Annotated in this window: 20 protein-coding genes and 1 tRNA gene; 11 read left to right on the plus strand and 10 right to left on the minus strand. The window is 66.0% G+C overall.

What is annotated here, in order from left to right; all coding sequences use genetic code 11:
- Positions 1 to 125: 125 nt before the first annotated feature.
- Positions 126 to 1,490, plus strand: a complete 1,365-nt coding sequence (locus tag ACP4XC_RS01760) for a protein kinase domain-containing protein (RefSeq protein ID WP_427173178.1) — start codon at positions 126 to 128, stop codon at positions 1,488 to 1,490.
- Between the two features lie 11 nt (positions 1,491 to 1,501).
- Here ACP4XC_RS01760 and ACP4XC_RS01765 read toward each other — a convergent pair whose 3' ends face one another.
- On the minus strand, positions 1,502 to 2,704 hold the full coding sequence (locus ACP4XC_RS01765) for a PucR family transcriptional regulator (RefSeq protein WP_427173179.1): 1,203 nt from the start codon (positions 2,702 to 2,704) through the stop codon (positions 1,502 to 1,504).
- Between the two features lie 99 nt (positions 2,705 to 2,803).
- Between ACP4XC_RS01765 and ACP4XC_RS01770 the strand changes: the two genes are divergently transcribed.
- A complete protein-coding gene (locus ACP4XC_RS01770; RefSeq protein WP_427173180.1) occupies positions 2,804 to 3,919 on the plus strand; it encodes a ferredoxin reductase in 1,116 nt (371 codons plus the stop codon).
- Between the two features lie 13 nt (positions 3,920 to 3,932).
- Entirely contained in the window at positions 3,933 to 5,168 is a 1,236-nt protein-coding gene (locus ACP4XC_RS01775) for a fatty acid desaturase family protein (protein ID WP_427173181.1), read from the plus strand.
- A gap of 143 nt (positions 5,169 to 5,311) precedes the next feature.
- Here the strand turns inward: ACP4XC_RS01775 and ACP4XC_RS01780 are convergent, their stop codons facing one another.
- Together ACP4XC_RS01780 and ACP4XC_RS01785 are read right to left on the minus strand one after the other, a co-directional pair.
- Positions 5,312 to 5,398, minus strand: coding sequence for an SHOCT domain-containing protein (locus tag ACP4XC_RS01780; RefSeq protein ID WP_427174980.1), 87 nt, complete (start codon positions 5,396 to 5,398; stop codon positions 5,312 to 5,314).
- A 12-nt stretch (positions 5,399 to 5,410) separates the two neighbouring features.
- Positions 5,411 to 5,599: a hypothetical protein gene (locus tag ACP4XC_RS01785; RefSeq protein WP_427173182.1), complete on the minus strand. Its 189-nt coding sequence runs from the start codon at positions 5,597 to 5,599 to the stop codon at positions 5,411 to 5,413.
- A gap of 173 nt (positions 5,600 to 5,772) precedes the next feature.
- Here ACP4XC_RS01785 and ACP4XC_RS01790 point away from each other — a divergent pair, with 173 nt between their 5' ends.
- Positions 5,773 to 6,741 carry an IS481 family transposase gene (locus ACP4XC_RS01790; RefSeq protein WP_427173183.1) on the plus strand — a complete coding sequence of 323 codons (969 nt, stop codon included), beginning with the start codon at positions 5,773 to 5,775 and terminating at the stop codon, positions 6,739 to 6,741.
- Positions 6,742 to 6,881: 140 nt separating this feature from the next.
- Entirely contained in the window at positions 6,882 to 7,643 is a 762-nt protein-coding gene (locus ACP4XC_RS01795; protein ID WP_427174981.1) for an SDR family NAD(P)-dependent oxidoreductase, read from the plus strand.
- A gap of 20 nt (positions 7,644 to 7,663) precedes the next feature.
- Here the strand turns inward: ACP4XC_RS01795 and radA are convergent, their stop codons facing one another.
- Positions 7,664 to 9,037 (minus strand): DNA repair protein RadA, encoded by a 1,374-nt coding sequence (radA, locus tag ACP4XC_RS01800; protein WP_427173184.1) that lies wholly within the window; start codon positions 9,035 to 9,037, stop codon positions 7,664 to 7,666.
- A 90-nt stretch (positions 9,038 to 9,127) separates the two neighbouring features.
- Complete coding sequence (locus ACP4XC_RS01805) at positions 9,128 to 10,255, minus strand: FUSC family protein (RefSeq protein ID WP_427173185.1); 1,128 nt, start codon at positions 10,253 to 10,255, stop codon at positions 9,128 to 9,130.
- Positions 10,256 to 10,505: 250 nt separating this feature from the next.
- Here ACP4XC_RS01805 and pstS point away from each other — a divergent pair, with 250 nt between their 5' ends.
- From pstS to pstB, 4 genes are all read left to right on the plus strand, one after another.
- Complete coding sequence (pstS, locus tag ACP4XC_RS01810; RefSeq protein WP_427173186.1) at positions 10,506 to 11,624, plus strand: phosphate ABC transporter substrate-binding protein PstS; 1,119 nt, start codon at positions 10,506 to 10,508, stop codon at positions 11,622 to 11,624.
- Between the two features lie 198 nt (positions 11,625 to 11,822).
- Complete coding sequence (pstC, locus tag ACP4XC_RS01815) at positions 11,823 to 12,755, plus strand: phosphate ABC transporter permease subunit PstC (protein WP_427173187.1); 933 nt, start codon at positions 11,823 to 11,825, stop codon at positions 12,753 to 12,755.
- A complete protein-coding gene (gene pstA, locus ACP4XC_RS01820) occupies positions 12,756 to 13,865 on the plus strand; it encodes a phosphate ABC transporter permease PstA (protein WP_427173188.1) in 1,110 nt (369 codons plus the stop codon). It abuts the gene before it with no gap.
- Positions 13,866 to 13,912: 47 nt separating this feature from the next.
- A complete protein-coding gene (pstB, locus tag ACP4XC_RS01825) occupies positions 13,913 to 14,692 on the plus strand; it encodes a phosphate ABC transporter ATP-binding protein PstB (protein ID WP_427173189.1) in 780 nt (259 codons plus the stop codon).
- A 42-nt stretch (positions 14,693 to 14,734) separates the two neighbouring features.
- Here pstB and ACP4XC_RS01830 read toward each other — a convergent pair whose 3' ends face one another.
- From ACP4XC_RS01830 to ACP4XC_RS01840, 3 genes are all read right to left on the minus strand, one after another.
- Positions 14,735 to 15,751, minus strand: a complete 1,017-nt coding sequence (locus tag ACP4XC_RS01830) for an inorganic phosphate transporter (RefSeq protein WP_427173190.1) — start codon at positions 15,749 to 15,751, stop codon at positions 14,735 to 14,737.
- A gap of 1 nt (position 15,752) precedes the next feature.
- On the minus strand, positions 15,753 to 16,370 hold the full coding sequence (locus ACP4XC_RS01835) for a DUF47 domain-containing protein (RefSeq protein ID WP_427173191.1): 618 nt from the start codon (positions 16,368 to 16,370) through the stop codon (positions 15,753 to 15,755).
- A 353-nt stretch (positions 16,371 to 16,723) separates the two neighbouring features.
- Positions 16,724 to 17,383, minus strand: coding sequence for a hypothetical protein (locus tag ACP4XC_RS01840; protein WP_427173192.1), 660 nt, complete (start codon positions 17,381 to 17,383; stop codon positions 16,724 to 16,726).
- 204 nt (positions 17,384 to 17,587) lie between these two features.
- Between ACP4XC_RS01840 and ACP4XC_RS01845 the strand changes: the two genes are divergently transcribed.
- Positions 17,588 to 17,660 (plus strand) — tRNA-Lys (locus tag ACP4XC_RS01845).
- Positions 17,661 to 17,734: 74 nt separating this feature from the next.
- Here the strand turns inward: ACP4XC_RS01845 and ACP4XC_RS01850 are convergent.
- Together ACP4XC_RS01850 and ACP4XC_RS01855 are read right to left on the minus strand one after the other, a co-directional pair.
- A complete protein-coding gene (locus tag ACP4XC_RS01850) occupies positions 17,735 to 18,544 on the minus strand; it encodes a dioxygenase family protein (RefSeq protein WP_427173193.1) in 810 nt (269 codons plus the stop codon).
- Positions 18,545 to 18,619: 75 nt separating this feature from the next.
- Positions 18,620 to 19,708 (minus strand): S1C family serine protease, encoded by a 1,089-nt coding sequence (locus ACP4XC_RS01855; protein ID WP_427173194.1) that lies wholly within the window; start codon positions 19,706 to 19,708, stop codon positions 18,620 to 18,622.
- A 277-nt stretch (positions 19,709 to 19,985) separates the two neighbouring features.
- Between ACP4XC_RS01855 and efeU the strand changes: the two genes are divergently transcribed.
- The gene (efeU, locus tag ACP4XC_RS01860) at positions 19,986 to 20,834 is read left to right on the plus strand and encodes an iron uptake transporter permease EfeU (RefSeq protein ID WP_427173195.1); all 849 of its coding nucleotides are present in this window, start codon (positions 19,986 to 19,988) and stop codon (positions 20,832 to 20,834) included.
- Positions 20,835 to 20,952 lie beyond the last annotated feature (118 nt).

Consider the following 20,952-nt stretch of genomic DNA (forward strand, 5'->3'; position numbering starts at 1 on the left):
CAGGCCCTCCGGTTGTAAACAGGTTCGTTTTTGGGGCCATCCCGAGGGACGCATTTTCGCAAAAGCGGGATATCATCAGCATACTTAGTAATTAAATAGGCGAGAGGCCTGTGATGGCGGCAAGCATGGAATCCGGGTACCTCCTGAGCGGACGGTACCGGATCGAGGAACTGATCGGCCGCGGCAGCCAGTCGGGCGTCTACAGGGCCTTCGATGAGCTGCTGCAGCGGGAAGTGGCGGTCAAACTTTTCCGTGACGATCCCGGCAACGTGGAGCACAACCGGCGGCAGCGCGAGGAGGTGCGCATCCTTGCCGGAATGAGCCACCATGCGCTGGTCACGCTGCTTGACGCCGGAGCCGATCTGAGCGACCCGGAGCGCAGGCTCACATACCTGGTGATGGATCTGGTCCGCGGACCGGACCTCCGTCAGCGCGCTGCCGAGGGGCCAATCTCCGCCGCGCACATGGCGCTGATCGGCCACGACCTTGCCGACGGCTTGTCCTATATCCACCATCACGGCATCGTTCACCGCGACGTCAAGCCGGCCAATATCCTGCTGGTGGACTACAGCAACACGGACCACCGGCCGCGCGCCAAGCTCAGTGACTTCGGCGTGGCCATGATCCTGGGCGAGGGGCGGCGCAGCGGGGCCACCGATAGTTCCGGCACCCCCGCCTACCTCAGCCCCGAGCAGGCGGCCAGCGAACCGACCGGCCCCGCCAGCGACGTCTACTCGCTGGGGCTGGTCCTGCTGGAAGGATTGACCGGAAAGCCCGCCTACCCCGGCGCTCCCATCGCCTCGGCCATGGCCCGGCTCCTGCGGGACCCGCACATTCCAGCGGAGCTGCCACAGGAATGGTCCGCGCTGCTTTCCTCCATGCTGGCCCGCGACCCTGCGGCCAGGCCGGCGGCGCGCGAAGTCTCCCTCGCCCTGCGGCAGGAGGCGGCCAACGCCGCCGGCCGCCGCCGGGGTGGTACTAACGCGCCGGCTGCGGCGGATGAGCACGGCAGAATGCAGGCCGTGCACCGCTACCGGATCCTGGACACGCCTCCGGACGGTTCGTTCGACCGGATCGCCGGCCTGGCGGCCCGCATGTTCTCCGTGCCCGTGGCGATCGTCAGCGTGGTGGACCACGACCGCATCTGGTTCAAGGCCCATCACGGCACGGACGTGGAGCAGATCGGCCGCGATCCAGGGCTGTGCGCCTCCGCCATCCTGCAGGACGGGGCCTGGGTGGTCGAGAACGCGGCCGCGGACCCCCGTACCTTGGCCAACCCGCTGGTCGCCGGCGAATTCGGCCTCCAGTTCTATGCCGGCGTTCCGCTGCGCACCCCGGACGGCTACAACCTGGGAACACTGTGCGTCCTGGACCGGGAGCCGCGGGAGTTCTCTGCCGGGGATACCCGCATGCTTGAGGATCTGGCGGCGATCGTGATGAATGATCTCGAGCTGCGCCTTCAGACCCGGAAGGCCATGGCCGCAGCATGAGCCCGCAGTACCTAGCGTCGCCCCGCATGCAAAGCCAACTCCAGCTCGAAGCGCGCCCGTGGGTCTTCCAGGTCGTCACCGAAGAGCTCACGCAGTTGGGCCGCCCGGTAGCCCACTGTTTGCGGGTGGATCCCCAGCTCCGCCGCCACCGGGGCGCGCTGGCCCCAGTGCCTCAGCCAGGAGAGCAGGGTTTCGGCAAGCCTCTCACGCTGCGCCGGGCGCAGCTGCTCCAGCGGCGCCAGCCGGCGTTCGGCCAGCTCGGCAACGGCCGACGGCTCGGAACCGAGGATGATCTGGGCCAGATGCTCGTCCGCCCAGATGGGAGGGTCGTCCGGGCCCTCCCGCGGCGGCAGCACGGAGGCGGCCAGCACGGCAAGCCGCAGGGACTCCGGCACCTTCTCCCACCCGCCTGCGGGGCCCACGGACGCGGACCTTCCCTTCAGGGCTTTTTCCAGTTCGGCGCGCCCGGCGGAGGACTTCCGGGCCGGGACCAGCGCCACAGCATCGGTCTCCCGTTCCACCACAAGTGTTCCGGGGCCAAGCTGCAGCCGCAGCCCGCCGGCCCGGTCCAGCGGCAGCGTGACCACCACCAGCCTCGCAGGGATCGACCAGTCCGCGATCGAGGCCGCCTGCCTCAGGGCGGCCTCGTCGGCGTGGCCCATGACCAGCAGCTCCAGCAGCTCCGTGCGTCGGCGGTCCACGGCTCCGGCGCGCTCGGACTGTTCGAAGGCATAGGCCTCGGCGCTCACAGCGGACAGCTCGTCGATGTAAGCCAGGATCGATTCACCAAGATCCACCACAACACTCAGGCCGAGATCGTGCTCCACGGAGATCTTGGACATCTCGCGGAACGTCACGCGCGCGCCCATCCGGTAGGCGCTCAGAAGGGCGTCCATGCTCCGTCCCTGGCGGAATTCGCCGCTGCCCAGCCCTGCCACAAGCTGCCGGCTTTCCTCCGAAAGGGCCGGCAGGCGGGTGCCAGGGAGCTGCAGGAACCGGTCCAGTGCCGCCGCCACCCCGCGCCGCAGCCCGCGCCCGAACCGCCCCTCGATGGGACGGGCATAGGCGGGAACAAGTTGCGGGACGGCGTCGATGATGGCCTCCACGATGCCCGGCATCCTGGGACGCAGCAGCTCGCTGACCTCCCGGGGCAGGGCGAACCAGGGCGGATCGTAGGTCGCAGCGGAATGACCCCCGACGGAAGGTTGGTTCATGAGAGACTTCCATAAGTTGTTTCGATGGAACAGATTAGTGGGTTCGATCGTATGCCCCGGGAGAAGAAATATGCCTCTGACTGACATAAGGTTAATAACATGATCCGGCTCCGTAAGCTGGCGCGCGCCGCATCTGTATTGATCACCCCGTTAGCTCCAGAAGATGTCCTGTCCCTCTTCAACCCTGTGTTCTCCGCCCGCCAATTGCGCGGCGTAGTCACCAAGGTGGTCCCTGAAACGGCCGACTCCGCCACCATTTTCTTCCGCCCGGGCCGCGGCTGGAAAGCCCACCAGGCTGGTCAGTGGGCGCGCATTGGCGTGGAACTCGACGGCGTGCGCCACTGGCGCTCGTACTCCCTCAGCGCCCCCGCGGGGCAGGACCCCGCCATCACCGTGACCGACGTCGGGGCCGTTTCCGGCGTGCTGGTCCGTAACACGCGCCCCGGCGACATCCTGTTCCTCGCGCCGCCGCAGGGCGACTTCGTGCTCCCGGAGCACCCGCGCCCGCTGCTGATGCTCACCGCAGGCAGCGGCATCACCCCGGTGATGTCCATGGTCCGCACGCTGGTCCCGCACCGTCCGGACGCCGACGTGGTGCTGATCCATTCCGCCCGCACTCCGGCCGACAGCATCTTCCGCGAGGAACTCTCCGAGCTGGCCGACCAGTTCCCCAACTTCAGGGTCACGCACTGGTTCACCGGCGAACGCGGGCGCCTGGACTTCGGTTCGGCCGCGGCGCTGAACGAGATCTGTCCGGACTGGCGGCACCGCGCCGCTTACGCCTGCGGACCCGAAGGTTTCCTGGACGACGCCGAGAACCTGTGGTCCGCCGAGGCGGCTGCCGCCGCGGCCGCCAGAGGAACCGGCGCCGAAGCCCCCGAGGGTCCTTTTGCCGCTGACCCCATCAACCTCATTATTGAACGGTTCACCACCAGCCTGGCCGGCGGTGCCGGTCACGACGGCGGCCTGGTCACCTTCGAAACCTCGGACCGCGAGGTCGAGGCGGATGGGAACACTCCACTGCTGGACGTGGGCGAAGACGCCGGCGTCCTCATGCCCAGCGGGTGCCGCATGGGCATCTGCCACAGCTGCCTCATCCCGTTGCGGGCCGGACACGTCCGGGACCTCCGCACCGGCGAAGTGCACGGCGAGCCGGGCCAACTAATCCAGACGTGCGTCTCGGCAGCAGCCGGACCCGTTAACCTCGAGATCTGAGGAGCATCACCGCATGGCAATAGTTACGAACCACGAGGCCGAGACGACAGGGGACGCTGTTGTGCCGTCGTCGGCCGGGGAAACCGCACTGAACCCGGACGGTACCGCCGCGCCCGCCAACGGACAGGCCACCAAGACCCGTCGCGGAGCGCTGGCCACCTCCGGCAGGCCGATGGTGCGCCCGCCTGCCGCCGCGCACCTCTCCGACGAGCAGGTGGCCGAGCTGGGCCGTGAACTCGACGCAATCCGCGACGAAGTGCTGGCCAAGCGTGGCGCCTCCGACGCCGCCTACATCCGCCGCATGATCAAAATCCAGCGTGGCCTGGAAATCTCCGGACGCGCGGCGCTCCTGATGAGCCGGAACAAGGGCGCCTGGGTTGCAGGCACCACCCTGCTGAGCTTCGCCAAGATCCTGGAAAACATGGAGATCGGGCACAACGTGCTGCATGGCCAGTGGGACTGGATGCGCGATCCGGACATCCACTCCACCACTTGGGAATGGGACTTCGTCACGCCGGCCCGCGCCTGGCAGCACACCCACAACGACCTCCACCACCGCTGGACCAATGTGGTGGGCAAGGACAACGACGTGGGATACAACCTGCTGCGCATGGACGCCAACCAGCCATGGAAGCCCTTCAATCTGGGCAACCCGCTGTACAACGCCATCCTGTCCCCGCTGTTCGAATGGGGCATCGCCATCTACGACCTCGAGCTTGCGGAGTATCAAGAAGGCAAGAAGTCCAAGGAGGCGCTGGTCAAGGACCTCAAGGCGCTGGGAATTAAGGCACTCAAGCAGTTCACCAAGGACTACGCCGCAACGCCGGCCGTGGCCATGCTCACCGGCTCGGGCAAGCAGGCGCTGTATGGCACGCTGACCGCCAACGCGGTGCGCAACGTCTGGGCACACGCGGTGATTTTCTGCGGCCACTTCCCCGAGGGTGCGGACACCTTCACCGAGGACATGGTGGAAGGCGAGACCCGCGGGGACTGGTATGTCCGGCAGATGATCGGCTCGGCGAACATCTCCGGCTCCAAGTTCATGCACCTGATGACGGGGAACCTGTCCCACCAGATCGAGCACCACCTGTTCCCGGATCTTCCCTCGAACAGGTACGCCGAGGTGGCTCCGAAGGTGCGCGATCTGTGCCAGCGGTATGGCCTGCCGTACACCACGGGCCCGTTGCTCAAGCAGGTGGGCTCCTCCTGGGCCAAGGTGTTCAAGCTCGCACTGCCCGGCAAGGCCTGAGCTACGCCAAGCGAAACGTAGAGCAAGAACACAAAAGAGGCGCCTGCAGGGCGCCTCTTTTGTGTTTCTCACGGACGTCCCTAAAGAGAGCGTGCGCGTACCGCAGGCGGCCGGAGTCCCTGCCGAGCAACTGCAGGGGAGCACTAGGTGTCCTCGCCGAGCACCTTGAGGTGTTGGCGATACTGCTCCTCCGTCAGCTCGCCCCTCGCGAAGCGTTCATCGAGGATCAGCCGTGCACTGCTTCATCCCTGCGGAGGGCCCCCGGGCGTGCCCGGACCCGGGCCGCCAAAACCGGGTGGGCCGCCGCGGCCGGGGCCGCCCGAAAACATCCTCACCGCGAGAAGAACCAGCAGGCCCGCACCCACCAGCATGAGCAGGCCCCACAGCCACATCCAGCCCATGTTCGGACCGTAACCCCAGCCCCACATCATGACTTCCGCCCTTCGCCGCAGGTGCCGCCACTCTTATGGTGCGCCTGCCACATGCCCGTGGCTAGGTGTATTGTCCACGGACGTTAGGGACGCCCGGCGTGGATAGGTGACAAAAAGAAGACCTCCGAGTGGAGTGGGGCTTGTCTAGAGTCCGATCCACAAGGAGGTCTTCAATGTCCCATGCTAACGCGCTCCTGACGCCGAAGGGCAGGCTCCGGCTGGCTAGGTGCGTTGTCGAGGACGGGTGGTCCCTGCGCCGTGCTGCTGAGCGGTTCCAGGTGTCGGTGGCAACCGCGGCGAGGTGGGCGGCCCGTTACCGGGAGCACGGTGAGCGCGGGATGGGTGATCGTTCCAGCCGGCCCGTCAGCTCCCCGCAGCGGACGTCCGTGCGGCGGGAGCGGCGGATCATCGCGCTTAGGGTCAACCGCCGGTGGGGTCCGGCACGGATCGGCTTTCTGCTGGGGATCCATCCGTCCACAGTGCACCGGGTTCTGTCGAGGTTCGGGTTGGCGAGGCTGTCGTGGATGGACCGGGCCACAGGCCGGGTGATCCGCCGGTACGAGCACCACAGCCCCGGGGAGCTGGTCCACGTGGACATCAAGAAGCTCGGACGGATCCCGGACGGCGGCGGCCACCGCGTCACCGGCCGGGCCGCGGGTAATAAAAACAAGACCGGCACGACGGCGAACCGGCGACCGGGCTACGCCTTCTTGCACAATGCCGTTGATGACCACTCTCGGCTTGCCTATACCGAGATCCTGGCCGATGAGAAGAAGGACACCGCAGCGGGGTTCTGGGAACGCGCCAACGCCTATTTCGAATCGTGCGGAATCGTAGTCAAAAGGGTGTTGACGGACAACGGCTCCTGCTACCGCGCCCACGCCTTCAAGGACGCGCTGGGCCCGGACATCAGCCACAAACGCACCCGCCCCTACAGGCCCCAAACCAATGGCAAAGTCGAACGCTACAACCGCACCATGCTCGACGAATGGGCCTACGCCAAACCCTATGGATCAGAAACCGAGCGTGCTGCCGCTTTCGCTGACTGGCTCCATCATTACAATCATCACCGAGGCCACACTTCACTCAAAGGTCAGCCACCGGCCAGCCGTGTTACCAACCTCTCAGGTCAATACAGCTAGGGTCCTAAGCCGCTGGTGGAGAACCGGCCTTAAGGCGGACCCTGTATTTGTGGGCGTTCCCCGGCCGGGCGTGGCGCCCCCGCGTGCCCGCGCTAGCGGCCGCTGAAGTTCATTCCGCCCAGACCATCGAGGAGCACACCGTGCCGGCAGGCGAATACCAGTCCCGTTTCGAAGGAAAAACAGTGATAGTGACGGGCGCCGGTTCGGGCATCGGCCGGGCCACCGCCGCACGGCTGGCGCACGAAGGCGCAAGGGTGGTGGCCACGGATGTGGTGGAAGCGCGGCTGAAGGATCTGGCCGCCGAACTTGCGGATTTCGACGTCGTCACGGTCACCGGCGATGTGGCCGCACCGGAGACCATTGATGCGATTGCCGAAGCCGCGGGCGGAAAGGTGGACGGCCTGGCCAACGTGGCAGGCATCATGGATGCCTTCCTCCCGCCCGCCGAAGTGGACGACGCAACCTGGGACCGGGTGTTCAGCGTCAACCTCACCGGGCCCATGCGCCTTACCCGCGCCGTCCTTCCCCTCATGATCGAGGCGGGGGCGGGCTCGATCGTGAATGTGGCGTCGGAGGCCTCACTTCGGGCGTCCGCGGCGGGGGCGGCGTACACGTCGTCAAAGCATGCGCTGGTGGGCTTCACCAAGAGCGTCGCGTTTTTCTACGGGCCCTTGGGAATCCGCGCCAACGCTGTGGCCCCCGGTGCTGTGGCCACCAACATCGAGGCACCCTGGAAGTCCGACTACGCGGCCGCCCGCATCGGGCCAATCCTTCAAGCCACAGTTGGTGGTGTTGCCGCGCCCGCCCAGTTGGCCGCCGCCATCACGTGGCTTCTCAGCGATGATTCGCCCAACATCAACGGCGCCGTGCTTCCCAGCGACGGCGGCTGGTCCACCATTTGAGGACGGGCCGCATGCGTTTCCTAGCTGATGAGCAGGCTCAGCGCCTCCGTCAGATGGCCCACTTCCCGAACCGAGAATCCGGCGGGCACGGGTCCGGCGCCGCTCGGGCTGGAGGGAACCACGGCGTGGGTGAAACCGAGCCGGTGCGCCTCCTGGATGCGCTGGTTGATCCCGGGAACCGGACGGACTTCCCCGGCCAGGCCCACTTCGCCGAAGGCGATGAGGCGTTGCGGCAATGGCTTCCTGGCTTTGGCAGAGGCCACCGCCAGAGCTACGGCGAGATCCGTGGCCGGTTCGCTCAGCTTCACTCCGCCCACGGTGGCCACGTAGGAATCATCCTTGTGCAGCAGGCAACCGGCGCGTTGCTGCAATACCGCCAGCAGCATGGCCACGCGCGAGCTGTCCAGGCCGCTCGTGGCCCGTCTGGGTTGCGCGTTGGCGCTTTCGGCCAGCAGGGACTGGACTTCGGCGAGCAGTGGCCGGCGTCCCTCCAGGGTCACGGTGATGCAGGTGCCGGAGACGGGGTCCTTGGTGCGCGAAACGAACAGGCCGCTGGGATCAGCCAGTCCGGTGATGCCGTCCTCGTTGAGATCGAAGCAGCCCACGTCGTCCGTGGGTCCGTACCGGTTCTTGACCGCCCGCAGCAGCCGCAGCCGGGAATGGCGCTCGCCCTCGAACTGGCACACAACATCCACCAGGTGCTCCAGGAGCCGCGGCCCGGCAATGGAGCCGTCCTTGGTCACGTGACCCACCAGCAGGGTGGTCATGTTCCGGCGTTTGGCCGCGGCAATAATGGAAGCCGCAACTTCTCGGACCTGGGACACGCCCCCGGAGCTTCCCTCCACGTCGGCGCTGCTGAGTGTCTGGACGGAGTCCACCACCAGCAACCGCGGCTCCACCTTCTCCACCTGCCCCAGCGCCTGGCCGAGGTCTGTTTCCGCCGAGAGGTACAAGGAATCGGCCACTGCGTCGATCCGGTCCGCGCGCAGTTTCACCTGGGCCGCGGATTCCTCGCCGGTGACATAGAGGACGTCCTGTCCGGTCCGGGCGAACTTGGCTGCCACGTCCAGCAGCAGCGTGGACTTGCCTACCCCCGGTTCACCGGCAAGCAGGATCACGGCGCCCGGAACCAGGCCGCCACCCAGCACACGGTCCAGTTCGTCCACGCCGGTGGGAAGAAAAGCCGCGGTAGTGGCATCCACGTCCGCGATCTTGCGGGCTGGCTCCAAAACTGTGGTGGCCGCCGTCGTCCGCGCCACCGCGGTGCCCGTCTCCTCCACGGTGCCCCAGGCCTGGCACTCGCCGCAGCGGCCCACCCACTTGACGGTGGTCCAGCCGCATTCGGCGCACTTGTAGGCCGGGGCTTTCGAAGCCCGGGAAGTTTTGGTTGCCATGGCTCCACACTATCCGGGGGCGCAGACATCGGGGCCCCCGGTCCCGCCGGATTCAGCGGCCGTCAGCTACCCGGGACGCTGCCCCGGAGCCTACAAGGGCGGAAGGATGTCCCGGGCTTCCCTGGCGTCCATGCCGGTGGCCTCCAGCAAATCCACCATCAACGGCCGGAACAGCATCACCACCGTCTCCCCTTCAAGCCGCTGCACCTCCAGCATCCGCGGATGCAGCCGGCCGGCGATCTCGCTCAATTCCAGCCGGGATGTCCGCAAATGGGCGCGGCGGACGCCTTCATGCACTTCGGCGAGCCCCAGGGACAGTTCGTCGATGGCCGCCGCGGTTTCCTGCAGGACTTCGGCGATATTTTCGGTGGCTTCGTCGGACAATGCCGCGTGGTTGATGGCGCTGGTAAGGCGCCGGGCAAACACTCGGCTGTTGCGCAGCGCGAGGTCGATGAAGTCCAGCGACTGCTCCATCTTGTCCAGTTCATCGCGGTGCCGCCGGTAGGCCGGCGCGAGGGTCGCCACCTCCCCGGAGGCCCGGAGGGACTGGCGCATGGCGTCCACCAGCGGCTGGCAATTCCGGCCCCTGATCAGCGCGTGCCACGCCTGGGTGGAATCGCTGTAAGTCAGCGCGGACGCGCATTCACGCAGCACTTCGGCCAGCTCGTGCAGCAGTTTCCGGACGTCCTTCCGGGGCTCCCGCCGGGGATCCTTGGGGATCAGGATGGTGACCAGCAGCGCGAAGACCCCACCCACCACCGCGTCGATGCTCCTGGTAAAGGGACCGCCGGCAGGCGCCGGCAACAGCACCACCAGAAGGGACTGCAGCCCGAGCTGGGTGGTGAAGATGTTGCCGCTGTCCAGGAAGCGCGCCAGGAGGATGGAGAAAAGAAGCACGACGGCGGCCTGCCAGATCCCGGCCCCCAGCCAGTGGAGCAGCAAGTCACCCACCACGATGCCGAGGGTGCAGCCCAGGCCCACCTCCACCACCCGGCGCAGCCGCGGATCACGCGAAAATCCGAGGGCGATCAATGACGACGTGGCCGCGAAGAGGGGGCCGGTGTGGCCCAGAACGTACTCCGCGAAGGCGTATGCGCCCACCGCGCAGCCGGTCATTTGCATGGCCGGGACCAGCGAATTCCGGCTCCGGACCATGCCGGTGCGGATGCGTGACCGAAGGAATCGTCTGCTTGCGGAAATTCCAGTCGCGGAGGCCATGTACTCCAGTCTATTTGCGGCCGCCTTGACGGGCGGCCCGCACATACGTCTGTGGTGAAGGTAACGCAATGGCAACCCAGCAGCCGTAAGCCAATGTGCCGCCGTCGTTAACCGTCCGTTAACCTTCAGCCCTACATCCCGTTACCTGCGGCCCATAACTTCGATCAAGGTACAAAACGTACTCAACTTCTTTTGTTCGGACGTCTCCGGTCCGGAACGCATCAGAAATTCCCTGGAAGGGGCACATTTAGTGAAGGCACTCCGCTTCGGCCGCCACGCGGCTATCGCTGTCATCGCAGCCGGCGCACTCGCGCTTACCGCCTGCGGTTCCGACAACGCAACGGGCACCTCCCCGGCCGCCTCGCAGTCCGGCGGCGCCAAGGTCACCGGCACTCTGACCGGCATCGGCTCCTCCGCGCAGGGCGCGGCAATGGACGTCTGGAAGACCAACTTCGCCTCCGCAAACCAGGGCGCCACCGTGCAGTACTCCCCTGATGGCTCCGGCGCGGGCCGCAAGGCCATCCTGGACGGTTCGGCCCAGTTCGCCGGCTCGGACGCCTACCTCAAGGACGATGAGTACGCCAGCTCCAAGGACAAGTGCGGCTCCGACGGCGCCATCAACATCCCGGTCTACATCTCCCCGATCGCCGTTGCGTTCAACCTGCCTGACATCAAGGAACTGAAGCTCGACGCCGCCACCGTGGCCAAGATCTTCCGTGGCCAGATCGCCAAGTGGAACGACCCCGCCATTGCCGCCCTGAACCCGGACGCCAAGCTCCCGGACCTCAAGGTCACGCCGGTGAACCGCTCGGACGACTCCGGCACCACGCAGAACTTCACGGACTACCTGTCCGCTGCCGCGGCAGACGTCTGGACCGACAAGGCTGCCGGCGTGTGGCCGGCCTCGCTGAAGGGTGAGAACGCCAAGGGCACCTCCGGCGTGGTCAAGACTGTCACCGACACCCCTGGTGCTGTTACCTACGCTGACGATTCCGCTGTGAGCGGGAAGCTGGGCACCGCGCAGATCAAGGTGGGGGACTCCTTCACCAAGATCTCCCCCGATGCGGCCGCCAAGGCAGTCGACGCCGGCAAGCCCGTTGACGGCCGCGCCGCCAGCGACCTCTCCATCAAGCTGGACCGGAAGACCACCATCGCGGGCGCCTACCCGGTGGTCCTGGTTTCCTTCCACGTGGTCTGCACCACTTACGCTGACCAGAAGACCGCTGACCTGGTCAAGGCATTCGAAAGCTACGTGGTGTCCGACGCCGGCCAGAAGGCAGCCGCCGACGCCGCCAAGTCCGCTCCGTTGTCCAAGGCACTCCAGGACAAGGCACTGAAGTCCATCGAATCCATCAAGGCCAAGTCCTAGGGGTTTCAAGGCACAGCAAGGCATAGTGGAAACACCAGCCTGACCCAGGTTCCCTGTTCCGATCGGGCGGTCATAGACCGTCCCGCCGGGGCAGGGAACCTGAGTGTTTGTCCGAAGTACGCCAGTTTTCCACCGCTGCTGACCCCGGAGTGATCCGGATGGCGACAGTCGGTTCCGATCGAACCCAGAGGATCGTTTGTGACCACCACCTCCCTGACAAGATCCCGGGGCGCAGGGCCCACCGGGGACAAAGTCTTCTCCGGAACAGCCCTGGCCGCAGGCTGCCTGATTCTTGCCGTGCTCTTTGGTGTTGCCCTTTTCCTGGTGATCCAGGCGATTCCGGCCCTGGTGGCGTCTCCGGACAAGATCCAGGGCGGCCAGGGCTTCTTCCCTTACATCTGGCCGATCATCATCGGAACCTTGATCGCGGCGGCCATTGCCCTGGTGATCGCCACCCCCGTGGCCATCGGCGTGGCGCTGTTCATCTCGCACTTCGCGCCGCGCAGGCTCGCATCCGGCCTCGGCTACGTGATCGACCTCCTGGCCGCCATCCCTTCGGTGGTTTACGGAGCCTGGGGCGCCGCATTTCTTGCCAAGGAAATCTCGCCCGCCTATAACTGGCTGGCCACCAACATGGGCTGGCTCCCCATCTTCCAGGGCCCCGCGTCGGCCACCGGAAAGACCATCCTCACGGCCGGCATCGTGCTCTCCGTTATGGTCCTGCCCATCATCACCTCACTGACCCGCGAAATCTTCCTGCAGACCCCCAAGCTGCACGAGGAAGCGGCGCTGGCGCTGGGCGCCACCCGCTGGGAGATGATCAAGATGGCCGTGCTGCCGTTTGGCCGCCCGGGAATCGTCAGCGCGGTGATGCTGGGTCTGGGCCGCGCCCTGGGCGAGACCATGGCCGTTGCGCTGGTTCTCTCCTCCGGCGCACTGACCGCAAGCTTGATCCAATCCGGCAACCAGACCATCGCAGCGGAAATTGCACTGAACTTCCCTGAAGCGAGCGGCCTGAAGGTCAGCACGCTCATCGCCGCCGGCCTGGTCCTCTTCGTGATCACCCTTGGCGTGAACATGATTGCCCGCTGGGTCATCACCCGGCACAAAGAATTCTCGGGAGCCAACTAAATGACCTCCACGCTCGCACCCGTGCGCAAGCGCTCGGCCCTGACGAAGGGACAGCTGCCCAAGTACGCTCCCTACGTCGTCCTACCCCTCGCCCTGATCATCGGCGCCGCCATCCTGGCGCTGATCGGCTTCAACGCCTTCGGCTGGGGCATTGTCACCGCAATCCTGTTCGCTGCCGGCCTGGTGGGCTGGAGCGCGGCGGTTGAAGGATCCCGGCGGGCGAAGGACAAGTTCGCCACCTGCCTGGTGGTCGGTGCCTTCCTGGTGGCCCTGCTCCCGCTCATTTCCGTGATCTGGACGGTGCTGGTCAAAGGCTTGCCCGGGCTGTTGGACCCCGGGTTCCTCACAACCTCCATGAACGGCGTCACCGGCGCCTTCGACAACAAGGCTGTCGAGCAAGGCGCGCCTGTGGTCGGCGGAATTTACCACGCACTGATCGGCACCGTCCAGATCACACTGCTGGCCACGGTCATCTCCGTCCCCGTGGGGCTGCTGACCGCTATCTACCTTGTGGAATACGGCGAGGACCGCCCGCTGGCGCGGGCCATCACCTTCTTTGTGGACGTGATGACCGGCATCCCCTCGATCGTGGCGGGTTTGTTCGCCGCGGCCTTCTTCTTTGTGGTGGTTGGGCCCGGAACCAAGACCGGTGCCGTGGCGGCCGTCGCGCTGTCCGTGCTGATGATTCCCGTGGTGGTCCGCTCCAGCGAGGAAATGCTGAAGATCGTTCCGAACGAGTTGCGAGAGGCCGCCTACGCGCTCGGCGTCCGCAAGTGGCGCACCATCCTCAAGGTGGTTATCCCGACGGCGATCTCAGGGATCGCGTCCGGCGTCACCCTGGCGATCGCCCGCGTAATCGGCGAAACGGCGCCCATCCTGGTGACAGCCGGCTTTGCCACCGGCATCAACAACAACGTGTTCGGTGGCTGGATGGCCTCGTTGCCCACGTTCATCTACACCCAGATCCTGAATCCCACCTCGCCGTCCAACCCGGAGCCCTCCTCGCAGCGGGCCTGGGGCGCGGCGCTGGTCCTCATCCTCCTGGTGATGCTGCTCAACCTGGCTGCCCGCCTGGTTGCCCGCATCTTCGCACCGAAGGCCGGCCGCTAGGGCCGCCCGGTAATATTCTTCTTATACCCAGCAAGTGAAGGAATACCATGTCTAAGCGCATCGACGTCAAGGATTTGAACGTCTACTACGGCAAGTTCCTGGCCGTCGAAGACGTCAATATCAACATCGAAGCCAAGTCCGTCACGGCATTCATCGGCCCTTCGGGCTGCGGCAAGTCCACGTTCCTGCGGACGCTGAACCGCATGCACGAAGTGATCCCCGGTGCCCGCGTGGAAGGCGAGGTGTTGCTGGACGGGGACAACCTTTACGGGCCCGGTGTGGACCCCGTGACCGTGCGTTCCCAGATCGGCATGGTGTTCCAGCGGCCCAACCCGTTCCCCACCATGTCCATCCGCGACAACGTCCTGGCGGGCGTGAAGCTGAACAACCAGAAGATCTCCAAGGGCGAGGCCGATGCCCTCGTGGAGCGCTCCCTGCAGGGCGCCAACCTCTGGAACGAGGTCAAGGACCGCCTGGGGAAGCCAGGCTCCGGGCTCTCCGGCGGCCAGCAGCAGAGGCTGTGCATCGCCCGTGCCATCGCCGTGGAACCCCAGGTCATCCTGATGGATGAGCCCTGCTCCGCGCTGGACCCCATCTCCACTCTGGCCATCGAGGATCTCATCAACGATCTGAAGGACCAGTACACCGTGGTGATCGTTACCCACAACATGCAGCAGGCCGCGCGCGTCTCTGACCGGACCGCGTTCTTCAACATCGCCGGAACGGGCAAACCCGGAAAGCTGATCGAAGTGGGCGACACCCACACGATCTTCAGCAATCCCACCCAAAAGGCCACGGAAGATTACGTTTCCGGCCGCTTCGGATAGAAACCGGCCCAAGCGGACACCGGGGGCCCGGGCCCATGTCTGCTACAGCCTGGCCAGGGGCGAGAGCGCCAGCTCCAGCACAAAAGCGGCCGCGGCCGTCGCGGCCGGGGTAAGCACCCAGAAGGCCAGGATCCGGATGACCAGCCTGCGGTTGGTCGCGGGAAAGTTTTGGTTGGTGCCCGCGCCGAGCACCGCTGCTGTCACCGTGTGGGTGGTGGAAATGGGCCAGTGCAGGCCAATGGCGCCCAGGAGCAGGATCAGCGAGCTGTACATCTGGGCCACGAACCCCCGCAGCGGATCGATCCGCGTCAGTTTGTAGCCAACCGTGTAAGAAATCCGCCAGCCCCCGGCCAAGGTTCCGGCCGTCAGCATGGCTGCGGTGAGCAGGGGCACCCATGCGGGCAGGCTGCCGCCATCGGACAACCCGGCCGCCAGCAGGGCGAGGACCAGTACAGCGGCAGTGCGCTGGCCGTCCTGCAGGCCGTGACCGAAAGCCACGGCCCCGGCAGCGGTGGCCTGAATCCGCCGGGAGCGGCTGTTCACCACATTGGGCGGCGTGTAGCGGGCGGCCCAGGTGGCCGGCCACACCAGGAGGAATGACCCCGCAAAGGCGATCACCGGGGAGAGCAAGAGGGGAAGTACCACTTGGAACAGCAGCGAGTTGTCCACGCCGGTGACCGGGCTGCCTCCCACCAGAACACTGGCCACGCCGGCTCCGGCGAGTCCGCCCACGAGCGCGTGCGTGGAGGAGGCCGGGATGCCGCGCCACCAGGTATAGACGCCCCAGAGCACGGCACTGAGCAGGCAGGCGATAAGGATGTGCAGGCCGTTCCCGCCCGTCGGCAGGGTGATCCAGCTCCTGCTTACCTCGAGCGCAAAGGCGGCGCTCAGCCCCGCGCCGGCGAAGTTGAACAGCGCGGCCAGGAGCACGGCCACCGTTGGAGTCAGAGCGCGGGTCCGGACCGCGAGGGCTACGGAGGCGGATGCATCACGGAAGCCGTTGAGGAAGGCGAAGGCCGCCCCGCAGACCACCACCACGGCGAAGAGCAACAAGGTCACGTCAGGATTCCTTGACGATGATGCTGCCTACCTGGGTTGCGACGCGGCGCATGTCCTTCGTGACGTCCACCAGCTGGTTCGCCACATCCCGGTTGCGGGCGTACTGGGCGGACTTCATGTCCTTGAGCATGTCCGCCACCCACACCCTGTGCGTCCGCTCCGCGCGTTTGGCCAGGCGGAGGATCTCGATCCAATAATCCTCGAGTTCATCCAGGTCGTTCAGCCGCCTCATGGCATCCACGGTCAGCTCGGCCTGCCTGCTGATGATCTCCAGCTGGTCCGCGGCCCGCTTGGGCAGGCGTTCCAGCTTGTAGAGGGCCACCAGCTCGGCGGCCGCATCCAGCTTTTCCATGGCCTCGTTAAGGTATCGGGAGAGGGCGAACATGTCTTCGCGGGGAAGCGGGTTCACAAAGCTGGTCCGCATATGGGTCAGCAGGGCGAACTGGAGCTCGGACGACTTCGCCTCATGTTCGTGCATGGTTTCCACCAGGCGGTTGTGCTCCGTGGCCGGAACGCCGAGGATCTCGGCGAGGGTGCCCGTGGCGAGGACGAGCTGCCGGGCCATCTGGGAGAGAAGATTGAGTCCCGCGGGTTCCTGCGGGAAGAGGCGGAGCCTCATGCGCGGTGACCTGTGTGGCTGGCGAGCCGCAGGGAATGCTGCCCCCGGGCCATGTGACGTGACGTTGACCCGCGCATAGGGATTACTTTACCGGCACCGCGCAGGGTCGCGTGCAAGGGTCTAACGCCGTTGCCCGCGGGCTGAAAGAACCCGGGCATAAAAGTGGTGCCGAACCGGATACGCCTCTCGGCGGTAGGCCGCTCTAGGCGGCTAAATGTTGAAGCCCGGGGGTTTCGCGGTTCGGCACCGGTTTCAGTTTTCTACTTCGGCTGAAGCAAGTCAACATTGACAGCCGGGCCACTCCGTGCGTAACAGTGGCGGACATGCTGAACAAGCACAGCCGCAAAAAGCTGTCAGTCCAATTCGCCCAGGCGCCAGGCATTGGCAGCGTGTTCCAGGTCCTCCGCGGTCTTGACCAGGAGGTGTGAATTGCGTGTCAGTTTGCTGGCGTGGTTCTCGTTGCTGTGCTCGGCGCCGTCGGCCAGCGTGGCCTGGCCCAGGGCCACCACGCGGCAAAACGCCGCGGAGCGTTCCAGCGCGACGTCGAACTCGCCGTCGAACGCTCCGGACAGGATGGCATCCGCCATGGTCTTCATTTCGTCAGCGCCCGGAGGTTCAGCTGCGCCGGCCACCACGTTGGAGACCTGCGCGGTGTCCTTGCCGGCCTTGAAGTAGACGGACATCCGCTCGGGGTCCTGGATGGTGGCGGCACGCAGGGCGTAAAGGCGCCACAGTGCACCGGGCAGCGAGCGTGCCGGGCTTTCCGCCCACATCTCGGCGATGGCGTCGAGCCCCTGTTCATCCGCCAGTTTGACCAGCCGTTTGGTGACCTTGGGGTCGTCACTGTCCCGGCCGTGGCGCACCAGCGCCTGGGCGGCGAGATGTGCGGCCTCCGAGATCCGGGCGGGGTCCGCGCCGCCCGCGAACGGCTCAAAGTCGCTGGGCGCGAAGGGTTTGGGCTTGTGGTGCCTGTTTGCTCCGCCGTAGACGGGCGGTCCTGCTTGCTCGCTCATGCCCCCACGCTACTCCTGTGCTCTTCTGGAATCGAGCATCGGGCGGGGCGTACCGGGCGTACCGGGGCGGCAACGGCCCACGGCGCCACGTGCCGTCGTGTCAAAGCTGGCCCCGGGTGTGGGGTACAGTGTTAACGTCCAGAAATGGACTGGGCTGACAGCCCCTGGTGAGTGCTTCCGGTGCTCATTTATGGCGGTTAGCTGGGGCCTTTAGCTCAGTTGGTAGAGCATCGGACTTTTAATCCGTGGGTCGTGGGTTCGATCCCCACAGGGCCCACTCTTTTAGCGAAGAGTGGAAAACCCCCGGTTCCCTGCAACAGCAGCGAACCGGGGGTTTTGTGTTGTCCCGTGTTAGCGGGAGTCCGAGGTGAGCGTCCAGGAACGTTTGGACAGTCCAAACCAGAATCCATCTATGGCGGTCCGGGCAGCCAGGTCCCCGGATTCATACGCCGCGCCCAGCGCCACATACAACGGGGCCCAGTGCTCACTGCGGGGGTGGGCTTCCCGCGCTGCCGGCGCCTTGTGCAGGAAGTCCAGGATGGAATCGACGTCGCCGCGTTCCATGGTCTCCTGGGCCCAGTGGTCGAACTCGCTGGAAGCGGCCGGAGGTGTGGTGTCCGGGCCGCCGGCAGGGTTGAACCACCTCAGATTGTGGGTGGTGAACCCGGACCCCACGATCAGCGTGCCGCGGTCGCGCAGCGGGGCGAGGGTCTTGCCCAGGTTGAACAGGCCCTGCGGGTCCAGTGTGGGCATGGACATCTGGAGCACCGGGATGTCGGCGTCCGGGTACATTTCGACCAGTGGGACGTAAGCGCCGTGATCGAGGCCCCGTTCCTCGTCACGTTCCACGTGGTGGCCATGGCTGGCAACGAGTTTTTCCACCTCGGCGGCGAGGTCCACAGCCTGGGGCGCGTCGTAAGTGACGTCGTAGTACTTCTGCGGGAAGCCCCAGAAGTCATAAACCAGTCCGGGCTTGCGGACGGTGGCGCTGAGGGTGACAGGGGCGTTTTCCCAGTGCGCGGACACCATCAGGATGTCCTTTGGCTTGCCGAATCTGCCCGACCAGTCACTGAGCTCGCGGGTCCAGCGGGCGTCGTCGGCCAGCGGAGGGGCGCCGTGGCTGAGGAAGAGTACCGGGGGGCGGTCGATTGTCTGCGTCATGGAATAATCTTACGATGTTTTAGTTGAAAGTTCAACCATTAGTAAGGAGTGCTCATTTCGGATCTGATGCCCCACTCATCCCTGGGCCGGGCGGTCGGACAGTGTTACCTTCGCTTCCCGCTTGTCGGTGCCCCGGCGGTACTCGACGTTCACCGTTTGCTTGGGGTTCGCGTTCCGGAGGGCGGAGAGAAGGTCCTCGGCTGATCCAAGTTCCTTGCCGTCCAGCGAGATCAGGACGTCCCCGGGCTTAATGCCTGCTTTGTCCGCCGGGCCGTCTTTGACCACGGACAGGACCAGGGCGCCGCGGGTGTCCGGGAGGCCAAGCCAGCTGGCAATCTCCGGAGTGATGGTTCCGGGCGCCAGGCCCATGAAGGCATGATCGGCGGTGCCGTCCGCCTTGAGTTGATCGGCCACCTTGACGGCGGTTGCGGCTGGGATGGCGAAGCCCAGTGCCACAGCCCCGGATTGCGGCGGGATGTACGCCTCGCTGATGCCGATCACCTCGCCCTTGGAGTTGACGACGGCGCCACCGGAGTTCCCGGGGCTGATGGCGGCGTCGGTCTGGATGAGATCCACCAGGGACTGGCTGCTTGCTGCCGAGCCCGGAATCTCGCGGTGCAGTCCGGAGATGATGCCGGCCGTCGCGGTGTTTTCGAACCCCAGTGGGGATCCGATCACGACGGCCAGTTCCCCAACCCGGGGGAGGGCGGTCTGGAATTTCGCCGCCTTCAGGCCTGAGCGCTTTGCCTCCACCAGGGCGAGATCGGAGATGGCGTCCGCCGCCTTGACGGTGCCGGACACGCGCTGCCCGTCCGCGAAGGCAATCTGGACCGAAGTGTTGCCCCGGACGACGTGTTCGTTGGTCAGGATCAGGCCGTCGGCACCATAGACAACTCCGCTGCCCAGGCCCCCGCTGGTCAGTACCGTCACAACCGAAGGCTCCACCTTCTCCACAATCCCCGGAATGTCCGAGGATTCCTGCGGCGGCTGCAATCCGGTGGAGGTGCCTGAGGTGCCTGATGTGCCGGTGGGGGCTGCGGAGGATGGCGAAGGGGAAGGTTGTGGGCTTGTTCCGGTGCAGGCGGAGATGCCGCATCCAAGAAGTGCCGCCATGCCCAGGGCCATGCAGGTCCGGGCCACGGCCCGCGCGCTCGATGCACTCATCGGCTAGCCTTTCGGAAATCTGAGGGTTCTCCAAGCGTAGGCAGCCTCCGGGGAGGGGCCTAGGCCCGAAAGTCCCGACTTGATGCGGCCGGGGAGGGTGGGCGCCTTGACGCTCCGGCATCCGCACCCCGGGCGAATGGGCCATCGGCGGTCCCGGGAGTGCCAAACGCAACCTAGGGATAATTAGCGCACGTTTGGTTTGCTTAATTCGTGCCGGTGGGGAATCCTGAGATTAGGCAAGCCTAACCTTGGCTGCGTTGAGTAGGGATCCACGTTCATGACAGCTAATTACCTGATCGGCCTCCGCGAAGGCCTCGAGGCCACCCTCGTCGTCGTACTTCTGATGGCGTACCTCATGAAGACCGGACGGGGGCACCTCCTGCCCCGGCTTTGGGCCGGTGTCGGCGTGGCCTTGGGGGTGTCGGTGGGATTCGGCGCACTGCTGACGTTCGGCCCGCGTGGACTGACCTTCGAGGCCCAGGAGGCCATCGGCGGGACGCTCTCCGTCGCTGCCGTGGGACTCGTGACCTGGATGGTGTTCTGGATGGCGCGGACCGCGCGCACACTCGGCAGCGAGCTCCGCTCGCACGTGGACAGAACCGCCGGGGGCGCCGGGTGGGGCCTTGCCGTCGTGGCAGCCCTCGCAGTGGGTCGCGAAGGGCTCGAAACCGCCCTGTTCCTCTGGGCCGCCGCCCAGGCCGCTGGGCAGAGCGCCACTCCGCTGTTCGGTGCACTGCTCGGCATTGCCACTGCGGTGATCCTGGGTATCCTTCTGCACCGCGGAGTCCTGAGGGTCAATCTGGGGATTTTCTTCATCTGGAGTGGCGCCGCACTCATCGTGATTGCCGGCGGAGTCCTGGCATACGCCGTCCACGACTTCCAGGAAGCCGGCATCCTGCCCGGCCTGCACCACCTGGCCTTCGATGTCACCGCAGCCGTTCCGCCGTCGTCCTGGTACGGAACCCTGCTCAACGGCACCCTTAACTTCTCGCCGGCCACCACATGGCTGGAAGCGGGCGCCTGGCTGCTCTATGTGCCCGCCGTGACCTATTTCTACCTCCGTTCACACCGGCGCGTCCGCGCCTCCGCAAACGTCGCGGCCGTTCGGACCGCCGCCGCCTCCTGAGTCCACCACCCAAGCACTCCAAAGGATCCACTCCACATGCCCAGCCACTCCCTGCCCAAAACCCCCCGTCAAACGTCCAGCGGGAGCCACCTTCGCCCTGCCTCAGGCCCGGCCCTTC

Source organism: Arthrobacter sp. 92 (assembly GCF_050260325.1).
In the GTDB taxonomy this organism is placed as follows: Bacteria; Actinomycetota; Actinomycetes; order Actinomycetales; family Micrococcaceae; genus Arthrobacter.

Coding starts and splice junctions, on each gene's coding strand:
- ACP4XC_RS01760 (WP_427173178.1), top strand. CDS start 126: ATGGAATCCGGGTACCTCCTGAGCGGACGGTACCGGATCGAGGAACTG.
- ACP4XC_RS01765 (WP_427173179.1), bottom strand. CDS start 2,704: ATGAACCAACCTTCCGTCGGGGGTCATTCCGCTGCGACCTACGATCCG.
- ACP4XC_RS01770 (WP_427173180.1), top strand. CDS start 2,804: ATGATCCGGCTCCGTAAGCTGGCGCGCGCCGCATCTGTATTGATCACC.
- ACP4XC_RS01775 (WP_427173181.1), top strand. CDS start 3,933: ATGGCAATAGTTACGAACCACGAGGCCGAGACGACAGGGGACGCTGTT.
- ACP4XC_RS01785 (WP_427173182.1), bottom strand. CDS start 5,599: ATGATGTGGGGCTGGGGTTACGGTCCGAACATGGGCTGGATGTGGCTG.
- ACP4XC_RS01790 (WP_427173183.1), top strand. CDS start 5,773: ATGTCCCATGCTAACGCGCTCCTGACGCCGAAGGGCAGGCTCCGGCTG.
- radA (WP_427173184.1), bottom strand. CDS start 9,037: ATGGCAACCAAAACTTCCCGGGCTTCGAAAGCCCCGGCCTACAAGTGC.
- ACP4XC_RS01805 (WP_427173185.1), bottom strand. CDS start 10,255: ATGGCCTCCGCGACTGGAATTTCCGCAAGCAGACGATTCCTTCGGTCA.
- pstA (WP_427173188.1), top strand. CDS start 12,756: ATGACCTCCACGCTCGCACCCGTGCGCAAGCGCTCGGCCCTGACGAAG.
- pstB (WP_427173189.1), top strand. CDS start 13,913: ATGTCTAAGCGCATCGACGTCAAGGATTTGAACGTCTACTACGGCAAG.
- ACP4XC_RS01835 (WP_427173191.1), bottom strand. CDS start 16,370: ATGAGGCTCCGCCTCTTCCCGCAGGAACCCGCGGGACTCAATCTTCTC.
- ACP4XC_RS01840 (WP_427173192.1), bottom strand. CDS start 17,383: ATGAGCGAGCAAGCAGGACCGCCCGTCTACGGCGGAGCAAACAGGCAC.
- ACP4XC_RS01850 (WP_427173193.1), bottom strand. CDS start 18,544: ATGACGCAGACAATCGACCGCCCCCCGGTACTCTTCCTCAGCCACGGC.
- ACP4XC_RS01855 (WP_427173194.1), bottom strand. CDS start 19,708: ATGAGTGCATCGAGCGCGCGGGCCGTGGCCCGGACCTGCATGGCCCTG.
- efeU (WP_427173195.1), top strand. CDS start 19,986: ATGACAGCTAATTACCTGATCGGCCTCCGCGAAGGCCTCGAGGCCACC.